Genomic DNA, 14715 nt, shown 5'->3' on the forward strand with positions numbered 1-14715 from the left:
GACGTTACGCGGGCGCGCCTGAGCCGGTTTCCCGCCGCGGGCGGTGCAGCGGTTCGAAGTCGACCGCCGAGGTCGGGGCCGGCGACGTCGGCATCGCGGGTGCCGCCGGAGCGCCGAACGCGTCGGCGGCGTCGAGCACCGCACGGGTGGCAGCAGCGGCGGTGCGGAGTGCGTCCGCGATGGGGAGTGCACGGTGCGCCGGGGTCCGGACCTCCACGCCCCATGGTTCGTCGTAGCCCAGCTCGCGGACGATGCGGATGAAGCCGGGGATGTCCCACGCGCCGGCGCCCGGCAGGTACCGGCCGTCCCGGGACTCGTCGGCGAGCGTCATCCCGCTCGGAGTGGACAGCAGGCCGTCACTGAGTTCGACGGCCGCGAGGGTCGAGGGCATCACACCCTGACGGATCGAGGCGAGCGTGGAGCCGCCGCGGAGTGCGTGCATGGCGTCGAGGAGCAGCCCGCCGGCCCCGGCTGCGGTGATGAACCGCGATGCCCGTTCGACGGTGGGCAGGTTCGACCACGGTTCGGGTTCGAGCACGAGCTGCGCGCCGACGCCGTCGGCCTGGCGGGCGAGCACGCCCCAGTCGTCGAGCATCGCGGTGGGGGAGACGCCGGGCAGCGTGACGTCCGCCCGTGCGACGACCTGCCAGGCGCGCAGTGAGGCGGCGGCTTCGAGCAGCACACCGCGGTCGGCGTCCTCACCGGTGGTGCGGCTCGTGCAGGTCCACCAGTTGCCGAGGGTCCCGAGCTGCACCCACACGATGCCGGCGTCGTCGAGCATCCGGCGGAGTCGGGCGAAGCCGATCGTGGCGCGGACCTCGTGCAGGTCGTCGAGTGCGAGGGAGATCCCCGCGAACCCGGCGTCACCGACGGCGCGGACACGCTCGTCGATGGGTTCGTCGCCGTCCCATGTCCAGGACGTGGCGAGCAAGTCGTGTTCCAGCACGTCGCACCTCGAATCCGGCGGCGCTGCGGCGGTCGTCCCCGACCCGTCGTCCCCGCCCAGTGATCACGACGCCGGGTTCCCGCGCGGCGTCAGGGTCAGTGGTACTCTCCGCGGCTCGGAGTTGTCCCAGCGGTTCGAAACACCCGCGTCATCTGGCCACCCCACTCGCCGGGTCAGGCGACGCGCGTGACGACCCGTCCGACGCCCACGATCTCGCCCTCGAGCAGTGCGCCGCGCTCGATGCGGCCGACTCCCTCCGGCGTCCCGGTCATCACGAGGTCCCCTGGTTCGAGCCGGACGAACCGCGAGAGGGGCGCGATGACCTCGGCAACGGACCAGATCTGCTCGGCGAGGTCGCCCGTCTGAGCGATCTCCCCGTCGATGCGGAGCTCGACCGTGCCGGCCGTGGGGTCGACGCCGGCAGCGGGCACCAGCGTGCCGATCGGGGCGGAGGCGTCGAAGCCCTTCGCCATGTCCCACGGGCGACCGAGCCGCTTGGCCTCGGCCTGCAGGTCACGTCGGGTGAGGTCGAGCCCGACGGCGTAGCCCCACACGTGCTCGAGGGCGTGTGCGGGGTCGATGTCCGATCCGGCCGTGCCGATCGCCACGACCAGCTCGACTTCGTGCTCCAGACGCTCGGTCTCCGTCGGGTACGGGGTGTCCGCGTCGTCGGCGACGATCGCGTCGGCCGGCTTCGTGAAGAAGAACGGCGGCTCGCGGTCCGGGTCGTGGCCCATCTCACGCGCGTGCGCCGCGTAGTTCCGTCCGACGCAGAACACGCGGCGGACGGGGAACCGCCCGCCGGTGGACGTCGGGAGCGTCGGGACGGACGGGGCCGGGATCACGAGGTCGGACACTGCTCCAGCGTGCCACGCCGTGCCGGTCAGTCGGCGAACGATGCTTCGTACCGGAGCTTCCGCGCCCGTGCGCGCTCCTGCCGCTCCCGCCATTCCAAGCGGGCTTGGCGCAGCTCTTCCTCGGCGTTCTGCGCACGCATCATCGGTCCGTAGTGATGGTGTGCCAGCAGCTTCGGGGTCGTGAGCTCGAGGACGTCGAGGTGTCGTTTGAAGTCCTTGTCGCTCTCGTCAGAGATCATCATCGTCTTCCTCTCCTGGACGTGGCTCGCGTGTGCGCTCGCGCTGCTCGAGTTCACGGAGGACCCACCAGTCGTCCTCGGTGACCCACTCGCGCGTGACCAGCGCGTGGACCATCAGCGCCGCCGACTCGCGGCCGGACGGTTCCGACGAGCAAGCGCGTTCGGCAACCCAGGACCAACGCTGCCACCAGAGATCGCGAGGGGCCAAGGAACCGGTATTTCGCCGTGCGGCACGCCCTTCGAGCACCGTCACCACCGTCGCTGCGACCGCACCGCAGGCACTCACCACCGAGACGAGCGCACCCGTCCACCCGATCCATGCACCGTCCATGTGGACCATCGTGGGGCCCTGGACCGGGCCGTGGGTGGACCGTGCGCCGATCTGTGGACGGCGAGCCGAGCCTCCAGGCTGTGGAGCGACCGTCGATGACGGAAGCGGGCCTCAGCGACCCGGCGCCGCGCCCTCCGTCTCTCCCTCGCCCGGGTCTCCGCCGGTCCCGCCCGAGGCGGGCTCGTCCTGCGGCCACCCGGAGAACTCCCATCCGTCGACGGAGGGGTGGTCCTCTCCGTTCGTGTAGGCGTAGGCACGGGCGGCGTCACGCGCCTCGGAGAGCTTCGCGAGCAGCGAGGCGAACCGGTCGGACCCGTCGGCCACCCGGGTCAGGGCGTCGTGTGCGAGTGCGAAGCGGTCCATCTCGTTGCGGATGAGCATGTCGAACGGCGACGTGGTGGTGCCCTGCTCGAGGAACCCGTGCACGTGCAGGTCGTCGTGTCCGTGGCGACGGTAGGTGAGCTGGTGCACGAGCGACGGGTACCCGTGGAACGCGAAGACGGCAGGGGTACCGGGCAGGAAGAGCTCGTCGTAGCGCTCGTCGGACACCGGGTGCGAGTGCTTCCGGGTGTCGCCGAGCGCCAGCAGGTCGACGACGTTCACGACCCGCACGCCGACGTCGGGGGCGTGCTTCCGGATGATGTCCGCTGCGGCGACGGTCTCGACGGTCGGGACGTCACCGGCGCTGACGAGCACCACGTCGGCACGGCCGACCGACTCCTCGGTGCCCGCCCAGTCCCACACGCCGAGACCCGCGGACGCGTGCGCGACGGCGTCCTCCAGCGAGAGGAAGACCGGCTCCGGGTGCTTGCCGGCGACGATCACCTCGATGCGGTTCGTGGTCTCGAGGGCGTGCTCGGCGACGGCGAGCAGGGTGTTCGCGTCGGCGGGCAGCTTGATGCGGACGAAGTCCTGCTGCTTCGACGCGACGACGTCCAGGAACCCGGGGTCCTGGTGGGAGAAACCGTTGTGGTCCTGCCGCCACACGTGCGACGAGAGCAGGATCGTCAGGTTCGAGACGGGGGCGCGCCAGTCGATGTCCGCGGACGACTCCAGCCACTTCGCGTACTGGCCGACCATGGAGTCGATGATGTGCGCGAACGCCTCGTACGTGTTGAGGACACCGTGTCGGCCGGAGAGCACGTAGCCCTCGAGCATCCCTTCGAGCAGGTGCTCGGACAGGATCTCGATCACGCGTCCGGTCGGGGCGATGTGCTCGTCGTCGGCACTGTTCGCCGCCCGCCAGACCCGGTTCGTCACGTCGAAGACCGCGTCGAGCTTGTTCGACACGGTCTCGTCCGGCCCGAACAGGCGGAAGGACGAGGGGTTCTGCGCGGTGAGTGCCGCCATCCACGGGCCGAGCGTGCCGGTGGCCGACGCGGGCGTCCCGGCTTCGACCGCGTACGACGACAGCCCCGGCCGGTCGAGCGCCGTCCGGATCCGGCCGCCGTTGGCGTGCGGGGTGGCGCTCATCCGCTTGTCGCCGACCGGCCGGATGCCCTCGAGGATGCCGACGCCCTCGCCGTCCTCGTCGAACAGCTCCGCCGGACGGTAGGACTCCATCCACGCCTGCAGCTGCGCGCGGTGCTCGTCGTTCTCGCGGACCGCCGGCAGCGGGACCTGGTGCGCACGGAAGGTGCCCTCGACGCGCTCGCCGTCGACCTCCTTCGGGCCGGTCCAGCCCTTCGGGGTGCGCAGGATGATCATCGGCCAGCGCGGGCGGAGGTCCGACGCGCCGGCCATCTCGCCGGCCGCTGCGCGCGCCGCCTGGCCGCGCGCGGCCGCCTGGATGTCGTCGATCGTCGCCAGCGCCCGGCGGAGTGCGCCGTCGAAGAGCGCGTGCACGGCGAAGGGGTCGTCGTCGACGCGTGCGGAGTCCACGACGATCGGTTCGTACCCGAGACCGCGGAAGTACGCGGTCAGGTCCTCGCCGGGGATGCGCGCGAGCACGGTCGGGTTGGCGATCTTCCACCCGTTGAGGTTGAGGATCGGCAGCACGGCGCCGTCGGCGACGGGGTCGATGAAGGTGTGCGCCTGCCAGGAGCCGGACAGCGGGCCGGTCTCCGCTTCGCCGTCGCCCACCACGCACGTGACGACGAGATCGGGGTTGTCGAGCGCCGCTCCGTACGCGTGCGCGAGGGAGTAGCCGAGTTCGCCGCCCTCGTTGATCGAGCCGGGGGTCTCGGGTGCCGCGTGCGACGGGATGCCGCCGGGGAAGGAGAACTGCCGGAAGAACCGCTGCAGCGTCGTGCCGGGGTAGAGCTCCTGCCAGGTGCCGTCGAGCCACGCGTTCGCGTTCATCGCCGGGCCGCCGTGGCCAGGCCCGCAGACGTAGAGCATGTCGCGGTCGGAGGAACTGATCAGCGCGTTGCAGTGCGCGTAGATCAAGTTGAGTGCGGGGGAGGTGCCCCAGTGTCCGAGCAGCCGGGGCTTGACGTCCTCCGGCTCGATCGGGCGGGACAGCAGCGGGTTCTCCATCAGGTAGATCTGCCCGACGGTCAGGTAGTTCGCCGCGCGCCACCACGCGTCGATCGCGCGGATCCGGTCGGTCGTCGCCAGGTGCTCAGGAGCCATGACCCCACGCTACGGATCCGGGCACCGGAAGGAATCCAGAAACTCGTCCAATCCGTTCCGGGAGGGGTGCCGAATCATCTGCACAGGGCAAATGCCCAGGGCGCTCTCCGGTCGAACACGGCCGGTGCTCGGTGTACGCACAGGTGCGTGCCGGAGAAGCCTCACCACAGCAAAGGATCAGTTCCCATGCGCAAGTTCACCAAGACCACGGTCTCCCTCGCCGCTGCCGGCGCGATCATCCTCGGCGGCGCCGGGTTCGGCGTCTCGGCCGCGCAGGCCTCGACCCCGACCATCCACACGGTCGCGTCGTCGTCCTCGAAGATCCCGGCCCCGGTCGCATCGGTGCCCGAGGTCCTCGGCGGCAACACCTCCGTCGCCCTCGACTCCGGCTTCACCGACGCCCTCACCGCGCTGAAGCTCACCCCCGGCGTGTCCGGCTCCGCCAAGCTCGCCGACGGCGCCGTGTCCTTCCCGATCACCGCCGGCTCGGTCACGTACTGGAACCCGAAGGGTGACTACCGTCCCTACGTGCAGGGCCTGCTGGACCACAACGGTTCGGGTCTGACCCTCAAGGCCGGCGACACCACCGTCACGCTGGAGAACTTCGTCGTCAACCCGGGCTCCTCCAAGCTCTCCGGCGACGTCCTCGTCAACGGCAAGATCGCCGCGCAGGACGCCTACCTGTTCTCCCTCCACGGCGGCACCCTGAAGCCCCTCCAGCTCGAGGGCGACAACGCGATCCTGACCGGCACCACCGTGCACGTCTCCGCCGACGCCGCGAAGCTGCTCAACAGCACCTTCAAGACCGACGCCGTCAAGGCCGGCCTCCTCGTCGGAACCGCCACGATCACCGCCCAGATCAAGTAACACCCAGCACCACCACCACACACGAGAACGCCGCCCCCACCAGGGGACGGCGTTCTCGTCGTTGCGGTACCGGTCAGGCGTCCTGCCGGGAGGCTCGGGTCGGCTCAACCCCGCCGGCGCCACCAGCGTCGTGGTCGGGACTCGAGCCGCAGCTCCTCCGCAGCGCGCGCTGCGGACGCGAGCCGAGCCTCCCGTCGCGCGCTCCAAGCCACGAGCTCGGCGTCCACGTCCCGGAGCGGCGTGACCACCGGCGGCCCACCGAGGAGCTGCCGTCGCGCCTCCTTCACCCGGCCGTTGAAGTCCACCAGGACATCGCGGACGTCGTCCTCGCGGGAGAGCGCATCGAGGGCGCCGTCGAGTTCCGCGTCCTCGGTGCGCAGGGCCAGGGCGGGCGGCGCGATGCCGCGGATGTCCTCACGCTCGATCTTCGACTTGATCCACCAGTCCGGATCGTGCTGCCCGTCGATCCCCGGGAGCGGCTTGCCGTGGTACGGGTTGCCCTCGAAGACACCCCGGCGTTCGGCTTCCTCGATCTGGGCCCGGGCATGCGCTGCGACGTCGGCGGCCTTGAGTAGCCGACGTTCTTCCCGCACCTCGTCGGGGTCGAGCGAACCGCGCTCGATCTCGCTGTCGACGAGCTGCTGGTAGCGGTAGCGGGCGGCCCTCCTGAGCCGGTCCATGCGTGCATCGATGTCGTTCATCGTCGTCCCATTGTGCACACGGGCGGGCTCGACGTGCGCTCAGGCCCGTCCGCTCACCGCTCGGAGAGCTCCTGGATGGTGAGGGCGGCCTGGATGAGGGCGAGGTGCGACAGCCCCTGCGGGATGTTGCCCATGAAGTCGCCGTCCTCGGCGCTGAGCATCTCGCTGAACAGCCCCACGTCGTTCGCCTGCGCGACCATGGCGTCCATCAGGCTCGTCGCGTCGTCGATGCGCCCGGTGCACGCCATCGCGGCCGCCAGCCAGAACGAGCAGGCGACGAAGGGCGACTCCTCGTCCTGGATCCCCGAGTAGCGGTACACGAGTGGCCCGTGCTGGAGCTGGTCCTGGATCGCCGCGATCGTCGACGCCATGCGCGGTCCCCGGTCGAACGCCGACATGGCGTGCAACAGGATCGACGTGTCGAGGGCGTCCGTGTCCGGGTGCATCACGTAGTGACCGAGCTCCTCGTTCCACCCGTGCTCGGCGACCCAGTCCTCGATGAGCTCGCGGTTCTCCACCCACTTGTCCCGGGGACCGTCGATCATCCCGGCGTCGTGCAGCTCGACCGCGGCGTCGAGGGCCTGCCAGCAGCCGATCTTGCTCGTCGTGTAGTGGTGCGCCTCCTCGAGCTCCCACATGCCGGAGTCGGGTTCCTCCCACCGGTGACAGGCGTCGTCGGCGAGTTCCTGGAGCACCGATGCCGTCTTCCGGTCGAGCACGTTGCCGGCCCGGACGTACTGCCGCATGATCTCGAAGACGTCGCCCCAGACGCCGAGCTGGAGCTGGCCGCTGGCACGGTTGCCGATGGTGACGGGGCCGATGCCGTTCCACCCGGGGACGTCCCGCTCCTCGACGTCGCCGGCCTTGCTGCCGTCGAGCCGGTAGAAGATCGGCATCGTCTCGTCGTGCTCGGCGATGGTGCGCATCACCCAGGAGACCGCGGCGTGGGTCTCCTCGCGCAGGCCGAAGCTCGTCAGGGAGTGCACGGTGTACGCCAGGTCGCGGACCCAGGCGAACCGGTAGTCCCAGTTCTTGCCGCCGGTCCGGTCCTCCGGCAGGCTCGTCGTCGGTGCGGCCGCGATCGCCCCGGTGGGGGAGAAGATCAGCAGCTTCAGGGCGAGGGCGCTCCGCTGGACGGCGTCCGACCACGGTCCGTCGTACGAGAACTCCTTCGACCAGGTCGACCAGTTCTCGATGGTGCGGTCGATGCCCTCGAGGGTCCGCTCCGGCTCGGGCAGGAAGATCGGCTCGTCGTGGGTGCCGACGATCGTCAGGATCGACTTCGAGCCCTCCGTCGCCGTGAACCGTCCGGAGAACCGGGGGCCGTCGTCGTGGACGGGTTCGAAGCCCTGCTCGACGATCGCGATGGTCACGCCGTCGATGCCGATGACGGTGCCGTTCTCGGTGTCGAGCCGACGCGGTTCGGCGGTGTTCAGGAGCGTCCCCGGCACGACGGCCCACTCCATCTCGACCGAGCCCTCGACCCCCTCGACGCAGCGCCCGATCTCGGCCCAGGGCAGACGCCCGGCGACACCGGTGACCATCGCGTCCGTGACGGTGACCTGCCCGGATCCGGTCGTCCAGGTCGTCACGAGGACGTTCGTCCCCGGCAGGTACTCCCGGGACACCGTCGCGCCGTCGTCGACCGGACGCAGGGCGAGGTGCCCGCCGTGCTCCGCGTCGACGATGCTCGCGAAGACCGGCGGCGAGTCCATCGAGGGGATCGGCAGCCAGTCGATGCGCCCGTCGCGGGCGATGAGCGCCACCGTCCTGCCGTCACCGATCGCGGCGTAGGAGCGGAGCGGGACGTACCCGTCGGTGCGCTCCTCGTTGTCGGAGGCGTCGGGGGTGTCTCGCGTGCGTTCGGGCATGCAGCCCATCGTGCCCGAGCCGGCTCGGGGAGCACCCCGACGGCCGTACCCCGTGCGCGCACCCCGGACATGCGCAGGGGCTTCGGGCACGCTCGTGTGCATGAGTGACACCGCCGAACAGGCTGCCCGCGAGACCGGACGACAGGCGCGCCGTGCGGCGGACAGCCGGTGGTTCGAGGTCACCGCCCGCGCCGGGTTCGTCGGCAGCGGTGTCGTGCACCTGCTCATCGGGTACCTGGCGATCCTGCTCGGCATCGGGAACGCGACCGCCGGCAGTGGTTCGCAGGGGTCGCAGTCCGGCGAGACCGACCAGTCCGGGGCGCTCGCGCAGCTCGCGGCGGTCCCCGGCGGTGTCGTCCTGCTCTGGGTCGTCGCGGTCGGCACGGCGGCGCTCTGCATCCGGCTCGTCGTCGAGGCGATCGTCGGCGGCCGGACGGACAGCGCGCGCGCCTGGCTGAACCGGGCGAAGAACGCCGGCAAGGCGATCGTCTACGGCGTGATCGCGTACTCGGCGGGTTCGTACGCGCTCGGTGCCGGGAAGAGCTCGAGCGGGTCGACCCGGAGCCTCGCGGCGAAGGCCCTCGCGACGCCGGGCGGGGTGTTCGTCCTCCTGCTCGCCGCCGGCATCGCGATCGCGATCGGGGTCGGCCTGGTGGTCATCGGTCTCCGTCGGTCGTACCGGAAGCAGCTCGTCACCCCGCCGAAGGCCGTCGAGCGGCCCCTGACGGTCCTCGCCGTCGTCGGGTACGTCGCGAAGGGCGTGGCCGTGACGATCGTCGGTGTCCTCATCGCCGTCGCCGCCGTCCGGAGCGACCCCGACCAGGCGACCGGACTCGACGGCGCCTTCGACGCGCTGCGCTCGATGCCCGGTGGGGCGTTCGTCCTCGTCGCCATCGGCATCGGGTTCCTGGCCTTCGGCGTCTTCAGCTTCGTCCGGGCGAAGTACGCCCGCATCTGACCCGCGCTGAGTGGTGCGGGAGCGGCACCCCGGTAGACCTGGGGCATGACGACGAGCGCCACCACCGGTCCGGTCCGCGTGTTCTCCGACGCCGGGGCCGTCCTGGCCGAGAGCATCGTGTGGGACCCCGAGCAGCACGTGCTCCGCTGGGCCGACATCACCCTCGGCACCCTGAACACCGCCGATGCCGACGGCCGGCCGGTCAGCACGGTCCCGCTGCCCCCGCCCCTCGCGAGCTTCCAGCCCCGGGCACAGGGCGGCTTCGTCGCGGCCCTCGGCGACCGGGTCGTCGTCACCGGTCCCGACGGCGAGGACCCGAGGACCATCGCGACGGTCGAGCACGCGACGGCGGGCCACCGGTTCAACGAGGGCAAGTGCGACCCGTTCGGACGCTTCCTGGTCGGCAGCATGAACGTGACGACGGGGGAGCCGGACGCGGCGTTGTACTCGGTCGAGCCGGACGGCGCGACGCGCCTGCTCCGAGGCGGGTTCGGCGTGACGAACGGCATCGAGTGGTCGCCGGACGGGGACGTGGTGTACGTCACGGACACGAGCGCGTCGACGATCTTCCGGGCGTCCTACGGCCCGGACGGGGAGCTCGGCGAACTCGAGCCCTTCGTCGTCGGGGCCGCGCACGACGGGCTCGTCCGCGACGACGAGGGTTGCTTCTGGGGTGCGATCTACGGCTCCGGACGGGTCGAGCGCTACGACGCGGCGGGGCAGCACCTGGAGACGGTCGAGCTCCCTGCACCGAACACCACCTCGGTCGCGTTCGGCGGCGAGGACATGGGCACGCTGTTCATCGGGACCGCCCGGGAGAACCTCACCGAGGAGCAGCTCGAGGAACACCCGCACTCGGGCGCGTTGTTCGCCGTCCCGACGCGCGTGCACGGCTTCCCTGCGAACACGTTCGGGGGCTGAGACCGCCGCGTCCCACGATCGGGGGACACGCACGGTACGCTGGGCGATCCCCCGAGACCCGAGGAGACACCCGTGAACGAGGAGACCCCGCGCCACGCCGATGCGCTGGAACACGCGGAGAGCGCCGACGTCGTGGTCAAGGTCGACCGGATCCCCGTCGACGGCACGAACGTCCGTGTGAGCTCCATCGGGGACGTCGGCGAGCGGCCGTTCCTGCTGGTCGCCGGCCTCGGCATCGCGTCGACGTACTACGAGCGACTGGCGCCGAACCTCAACGAGTTCGGTCCCGTGCGGGCACTCGACCTCCCCGGGTTCGCGGGCGTGCCCAAGTTCCGAGGACCGGTGTCGATCGAGCGCTACGCCGATGCCGTCGAGCGCGTGATCGAGGAACTCGGCCTGACGAACCCGGTGCTGGTCGGCCACTCGATGGGGACGCAGGTCGTCACCGAGGTCGCGGCGCGGCACCCGGAGTACACCGACCTCGTCCTGATCAGCCCGGTCATCGACTCGAAGGCGCGCACCATGAGCGAGTCCGCGGTCCGCTTCGTGCGGTCAGCGGTCCACGAACCCTCGGCGGTGCGCTGGCACGCCGTCACCGCGTACGCCCTCTGCGGCTGGCACTGGTTCCGCAAGGTGCTCCCGAAGATGGTCGCGTTCCCGATCGAGCAGCGCGCACCGCACGTGCAGGCCCGGGTCCTCATCGTCCGAGGCGAGCACGACGCACTCGTGCCGCGCGACTGGATCCGTCGTCTGGCCCGGGTGTTCCCCTACGCCGTCCTGCGTGAGGTGGTGGGCGGAGCGCACTCCGTCATGCACGCGCAGGCGGATGCGGTCGCGAAGCTCGCGGTGGCGCACGTCCGCGGCGACCTCGCCGACCGCGGGGTGTCGTCCCTGCAGCGGGTCCGGGACGACTCGACCGCGTCGGACCTCTCCCGGCTGAGCGCCGGGGACGCCTGGCTCGTGGTCCGCGCCCGGTTCAAGGAGCTGTTCGGGATGGCGAAGGGCGACGACGAGGTGCTCGAGGCGGGCAAGTCCGCGCACGCGCTCGCGTTGGCGGACGACGCCGACGCGCACGTCGCACCGCAGGTCCGTGCGGAGATCGTCGAGGCGGCCGCGCCGGAGCTCAACCGGGACCGTCCGCACGCGCACGACGAGCGCAAGGCCGGCTAGCGACGTGAACCGCCGGGAGGCCCTGTGCCGGTCCGTGAGACCGGCACCGGGCCTCCCGGCGGTTGCGTCCAGAGCGTGACCGACGCTCGTCAGGGCGTCGGCACGGCTCGTCAGGCCGTGATGCGGCCCGGCAGCATGTCGCGGGTCAGCGCGTGCGCCTCAGCGAGGACCTTGCGGGCCTCGTCGGTCTTGTCCCAGACGTTCCAGAGCAGCACGCCGCGGACCAGGTCGTCGTCGTCCAGGTAGTAGACGACGCCGGTGACGGTCGGCTCCTGCCAGTCCTCCACCGTGCGGAGCGACGTGGAGACGCGACCGACGGCCTCGTACCCCATGTCGAAGACGTCCGAGTAGAACATCGGCGTGTGGTCGTAGGTCTCGTCGGCGTCCGCCAGGTTCCGTCCGGCCTGCCGTCCCTGCTGCTGCGCGTTGTCGACGTGCTCGACCCGGCGGGTCCCGAGGATCCGGTCCGGGTACTCGGCGACGTCCCCGGCGGCGAACACGGACGGGTCGTCGGTCACGAGCGTCGAGGAGACCACGATGCCGTCGTGCACGGCGAGCCCGGCGGCTGCGGCGAGTTCCGTCGCGGGTTCGATGCCGAGTCCGGCGACGACCGCGTCGGCCTCGATGACGGAGCCGTCGTCGAGGGTGAGCGTGACGCCGTCGGCGGTCTGCGACCCGCTGGACACGCGACGACCGAGGCGGAGCTCGACGCCGTGGTCGACGAAGCGCTGCTGGAACGCCGCGGCGAGGTCCGCGGGGAACATGCGTCCGCCGACGACCTCGTCCGGGTCGACGAGCGTGACTCGAGCCCCGTTCTGCACGACCCCGGACGCGATCTCCGTGCCGATGTAGCTGCCGCCGACGACGACGATGTGCGCCCCCGCGTCGGCGAGTTCCCGGAGCCGTCGGTAGTCGGCGGCGCTGCGGTAGTCGAGGACGCGGTCCGACGGGTCGAGGCCGGGGAGGCCGCGCGGGTGGCCACCGGTGGCGATGAGCAGCCGCTCGTAGCCGTAGGTGCCGCCGTCGGAGGTCGTCACGGTCTTGCCGTCGCGGTCGATCGAGACGACCTGGGTGCCGAGCACGAACTCCGCGCCGGTCTCCTCGGTGTGCAGGTCGACCTTGTCGTCCCAGCTGAAGTCCGGGTCCGTCCAGAGCTTCTTCGACAGGGCGGGACGAGCGTACGGACGGTCGACGTCCTCGCTGACGACGCCGATCGAGCCGTCCGGGTCGATCTCCCGGATGCCCCGCGCGGCGGCGTCGGCGACCATCCCCCCGCCGATGACGAGGTAGCGGTAGTCGGTCATGGGACGCCCTCCTAGATCGTGGCGACCGAGCCGGAGTCGACCCGGTAGTCGGAGCCGTTGACGAAGCTGGCGAGGTCGGAGCAGAGGAACGCGATGACGTTCGCGACCTCTTCCGGCTCACCGCGTCGCTTGAGTTCCATGTACGGCCGTTCCTCGTCGAGGAAGCTCGAGATCGCCTCGTCGAAGGACGTCCCGGTCTCCTTGGCCCGCTTCTTCATCATCGTGTCGGTCATCGGGGTGTGGATGAACGCCGGGCTGACGGTGTTCACGAGCAGCCCCTCCTTCGCGTAGGTGCGCGAGAGGCCCTTCGCGAACGAGAGCACCCCGGCCTTGGCGGCGCAGTAGGGGAGCTCGTCGTCGTACGGCTGGGAGGCGTCCTCGGAGACGAGGTAGACGATCCGGCCCCAGCCGCCGCTCCGGAGGTCCGCGATGAACTCGCGGGTGATCCGGACCGGCCCCATGAGGTCGATGTCGATCGTCGTCGCCCAGCCGTCCTCGTCGATCTCGTGGAACAGCCCCTGGGCGCCGGTGACGCCGGAGGACTGCACCAGGATGTCGATCTCGCCGACGGCGTCCCGCACCTGCTCGTGCAGCGATGCCAGGCTCTCGGCACTCGTGACGTCCGCCGCGAAGGCGTGGAGCTTGCCGCTCGGCGCCTCCAACTGGTCCGCCGCGTTGTCGAGCTGCGCCTGGTCGATGTCGGTCACGACGACCGTCGCACCCTCTGCCAGGAGGATGCGAGCGGTGTTCCAGCCGATGCCGGAGTCCGCGCCGAAGACCAGCGCGGTCTTGTCCTGGATCCCGAGGTCCACGGGGCCCCTTCCCTACGCGTGCGCCGAGGCTTCGGCCGTCGACGGGGTGATCGCTGCGGCGAGCGGCGTGGACGGGGCGCGGTTCTCGGCGCTGACCATCCAGGCGAGCTGCTCGAGGCGCTCGATGAAGCCGTGGAGCAGGTCCGCGGTCGTCGGGTCTTCCTCGTCGACCTCGTCGTGCACGTCACGCATGGTGCCGGTCGCCTGGTAGAGGCGCAGCGTGACCTGGTCGATCGCGTCGTGCGTGGTGATCTCGCCCTCGGGGAACTGGTCGAGGTGGCTCTGCGCGGCGACGGTCGAGGAGCGGCCGTCGGGCACGAGGTACAGGGCGCGCATGCGCTCTGCGGTGTCGTCGGCGAACTCGCGTGCGGCGTCGACGATCTCGTCGAGCTGCAGGTGCAGGTCGCGGAAGTTGGTGCCGAGGATGTTCCAGTGGGCCTGCTTGCCCTGGACGTGCAGGTCGATGAGGTCCACGAGGACCGCCTGGAGGTTCTTGGCCATCTTGTCCGATGCGTGCATGAGAGGCTCCTTTCGCTTCGGTGACCCTTCCGGTCTACGCGCTGCGACAGGGCGTCTTCTCAGAGCACGCTGCACGGGGTGTCCCCCGCGGTGTCGGCCCTGGTGTCAGTGCTGGTCGATCTCGTCGACGGCCTCGCGCATGTTCTCGAGGAAGAACGCGACCGTGCGGGCGTCGTCGGTGGACAGACCCTCGGCGATGTTCATCATCCGTCGGTGCATGATCCCGAGCGTGGCGCGGACCTCGTCGTCGGTCGCGGTGGTCGGCGTGATGACGAGCGCGCGGCGGTCGGTGGGGTGCGGGTCGCGCCGGACGTGGTTGCTCTTCACGAGGCGGTCGATGAGGATCGTGGTCGACGCCGAGGAGATCCCGAGGTGCGCGGAGAGGTCCTTCGGGCTGATCTTCCGCCCGGAGCGCTGCGCCTGGAGCAGGTACCGGACGGCCAGCAGGTCGGTCTCGCCCATCCCCATCGAGTCGCGGGTCCGGCGGCGCATCGCCGTCTCGGCAGCGCGGTAGCGGCGCAGGGCGTTCAGCACGGCGACGCCGCGTTGGGTCGCGTCGTCGTCCGGGAACCAGTACCCGGACGCCTCCGTGACCTCTTGCGCTGACATGGGGTTCAGGGTAACCCGTCTCGTTGCTAGACCGTC

The 14715-nt window shown here is 70.9% G+C and carries 15 protein-coding genes; 4 read left to right on the forward strand and 11 right to left on the reverse strand.

What is annotated here, in order from left to right; translation table 11 throughout:
- Positions 1–4: 4 nt before the first annotated feature.
- From EDF24_RS04480 to EDF24_RS04495, 5 genes are all read right to left on the reverse strand, one after another.
- A complete protein-coding gene (locus EDF24_RS04480; RefSeq protein WP_165931304.1) occupies positions 5–946 on the reverse strand; it encodes a sugar phosphate isomerase/epimerase in 942 nt (313 codons plus the stop codon).
- A 173-nt stretch (positions 947–1119) separates the two neighbouring features.
- A complete protein-coding gene (locus EDF24_RS04485) occupies positions 1120–1803 on the reverse strand; it encodes a fumarylacetoacetate hydrolase family protein (RefSeq protein ID WP_221181337.1) in 684 nt (227 codons plus the stop codon).
- 26 nt (positions 1804–1829) lie between these two features.
- The gene (locus EDF24_RS04490; RefSeq protein ID WP_148070790.1) at positions 1830–2042 is read right to left on the reverse strand and encodes a hypothetical protein; all 213 of its coding nucleotides are present in this window, start codon (positions 2040–2042) and stop codon (positions 1830–1832) included.
- Positions 2032–2373: a hypothetical protein gene (locus EDF24_RS18835; protein ID WP_148070791.1), complete on the reverse strand. Its 342-nt coding sequence runs from the start codon at positions 2371–2373 to the stop codon at positions 2032–2034. The genes EDF24_RS04490 and EDF24_RS18835 overlap by 11 nt, the downstream gene beginning before the upstream one ends.
- Positions 2374–2484: 111 nt before the next feature.
- Positions 2485–4947 (reverse strand): phosphoketolase, encoded by a 2463-nt coding sequence (locus EDF24_RS04495; RefSeq protein WP_123701241.1) that lies wholly within the window; start codon positions 4945–4947, stop codon positions 2485–2487.
- A 186-nt stretch (positions 4948–5133) separates the two neighbouring features.
- On the opposite strand from EDF24_RS04495, the gene EDF24_RS04500 reads away from it, so the two are divergent.
- Complete coding sequence (locus EDF24_RS04500) at positions 5134–5814, forward strand: hypothetical protein (RefSeq protein WP_123701242.1); 681 nt, start codon at positions 5134–5136, stop codon at positions 5812–5814.
- A gap of 104 nt (positions 5815–5918) precedes the next feature.
- Here EDF24_RS04500 and EDF24_RS04505 read toward each other — a convergent pair whose 3' ends face one another.
- Together EDF24_RS04505 and EDF24_RS04510 are read right to left on the reverse strand one after the other, a co-directional pair.
- A complete protein-coding gene (locus tag EDF24_RS04505) occupies positions 5919–6515 on the reverse strand; it encodes a DUF1992 domain-containing protein (RefSeq protein ID WP_123701243.1) in 597 nt (198 codons plus the stop codon).
- A gap of 53 nt (positions 6516–6568) precedes the next feature.
- Positions 6569–8386, reverse strand: a complete 1818-nt coding sequence (locus tag EDF24_RS04510; RefSeq protein WP_185021553.1) for a glycoside hydrolase family 15 protein — start codon at positions 8384–8386, stop codon at positions 6569–6571.
- Positions 8387–8486: 100 nt separating this feature from the next.
- Here EDF24_RS04510 and EDF24_RS04515 point away from each other — a divergent pair, with 100 nt between their 5' ends.
- The 3 genes from EDF24_RS04515 (at position 8487) to EDF24_RS04525 (ending at position 11435) form a co-directional block, all read left to right on the forward strand.
- Positions 8487–9344 (forward strand): DUF1206 domain-containing protein, encoded by an 858-nt coding sequence (locus EDF24_RS04515; protein WP_165931303.1) that lies wholly within the window; start codon positions 8487–8489, stop codon positions 9342–9344.
- Positions 9345–9389: 45 nt separating this feature from the next.
- Positions 9390–10265: an SMP-30/gluconolactonase/LRE family protein gene (locus EDF24_RS04520; protein WP_123701245.1), complete on the forward strand. Its 876-nt coding sequence runs from the start codon at positions 9390–9392 to the stop codon at positions 10263–10265.
- Between the two features lie 72 nt (positions 10266–10337).
- Complete coding sequence (locus tag EDF24_RS04525; protein ID WP_123701246.1) at positions 10338–11435, forward strand: alpha/beta fold hydrolase; 1098 nt, start codon at positions 10338–10340, stop codon at positions 11433–11435.
- A 110-nt stretch (positions 11436–11545) separates the two neighbouring features.
- On the opposite strand, the gene EDF24_RS04530 is transcribed toward EDF24_RS04525, so the two are convergent.
- The 4 genes from EDF24_RS04530 to EDF24_RS04545 form a co-directional block, all read right to left on the reverse strand.
- Positions 11546–12739, reverse strand: coding sequence for an NAD(P)/FAD-dependent oxidoreductase (locus EDF24_RS04530; RefSeq protein WP_123701247.1), 1194 nt, complete (start codon positions 12737–12739; stop codon positions 11546–11548).
- Between the two features lie 11 nt (positions 12740–12750).
- Positions 12751–13551, reverse strand: coding sequence for an SDR family NAD(P)-dependent oxidoreductase (locus EDF24_RS04535; RefSeq protein ID WP_123701248.1), 801 nt, complete (start codon positions 13549–13551; stop codon positions 12751–12753).
- Positions 13552–13563: 12 nt separating this feature from the next.
- Entirely contained in the window at positions 13564–14070 is a 507-nt protein-coding gene (locus EDF24_RS04540; protein WP_123654668.1) for a Dps family protein, read from the reverse strand.
- A gap of 105 nt (positions 14071–14175) precedes the next feature.
- Positions 14176–14679 (reverse strand): MarR family winged helix-turn-helix transcriptional regulator, encoded by a 504-nt coding sequence (locus tag EDF24_RS04545; RefSeq protein WP_123654667.1) that lies wholly within the window; start codon positions 14677–14679, stop codon positions 14176–14178.
- Positions 14680–14715: the final 36 nt, after the last annotated feature.

The sequence above is a fragment of the Curtobacterium sp. PhB130 genome (assembly GCF_003755165.1).
Classification (GTDB): Bacteria; Actinomycetota; Actinomycetes; order Actinomycetales; family Microbacteriaceae; genus Curtobacterium.

What these genes read in the sequence shown, in the direction of transcription:
- EDF24_RS04490 (WP_148070790.1), bottom strand. Translation starts at nt 2,042, where the DNA reads ATGATCTCTGACGAGAGCGACAAGGACTTCAAACGACACCTCGACGTC.
- EDF24_RS18835 (WP_148070791.1), bottom strand. Translation starts at nt 2,373, where the DNA reads ATGGACGGTGCATGGATCGGGTGGACGGGTGCGCTCGTCTCGGTGGTG.
- EDF24_RS04495 (WP_123701241.1), bottom strand. Translation starts at nt 4,947, where the DNA reads ATGGCTCCTGAGCACCTGGCGACGACCGACCGGATCCGCGCGATCGAC.
- EDF24_RS04500 (WP_123701242.1), top strand. Translation starts at nt 5,134, where the DNA reads ATGCGCAAGTTCACCAAGACCACGGTCTCCCTCGCCGCTGCCGGCGCG.
- EDF24_RS04505 (WP_123701243.1), bottom strand. Translation starts at nt 6,515, where the DNA reads ATGAACGACATCGATGCACGCATGGACCGGCTCAGGAGGGCCGCCCGC.
- EDF24_RS04510 (WP_185021553.1), bottom strand. Translation starts at nt 8,386, where the DNA reads ATGCCCGAACGCACGCGAGACACCCCCGACGCCTCCGACAACGAGGAG.
- EDF24_RS04515 (WP_165931303.1), top strand. Translation starts at nt 8,487, where the DNA reads ATGAGTGACACCGCCGAACAGGCTGCCCGCGAGACCGGACGACAGGCG.
- EDF24_RS04520 (WP_123701245.1), top strand. Translation starts at nt 9,390, where the DNA reads ATGACGACGAGCGCCACCACCGGTCCGGTCCGCGTGTTCTCCGACGCC.
- EDF24_RS04530 (WP_123701247.1), bottom strand. Translation starts at nt 12,739, where the DNA reads ATGACCGACTACCGCTACCTCGTCATCGGCGGGGGGATGGTCGCCGAC.
- EDF24_RS04540 (WP_123654668.1), bottom strand. Translation starts at nt 14,070, where the DNA reads ATGCACGCATCGGACAAGATGGCCAAGAACCTCCAGGCGGTCCTCGTG.
- EDF24_RS04545 (WP_123654667.1), bottom strand. Translation starts at nt 14,679, where the DNA reads ATGTCAGCGCAAGAGGTCACGGAGGCGTCCGGGTACTGGTTCCCGGAC.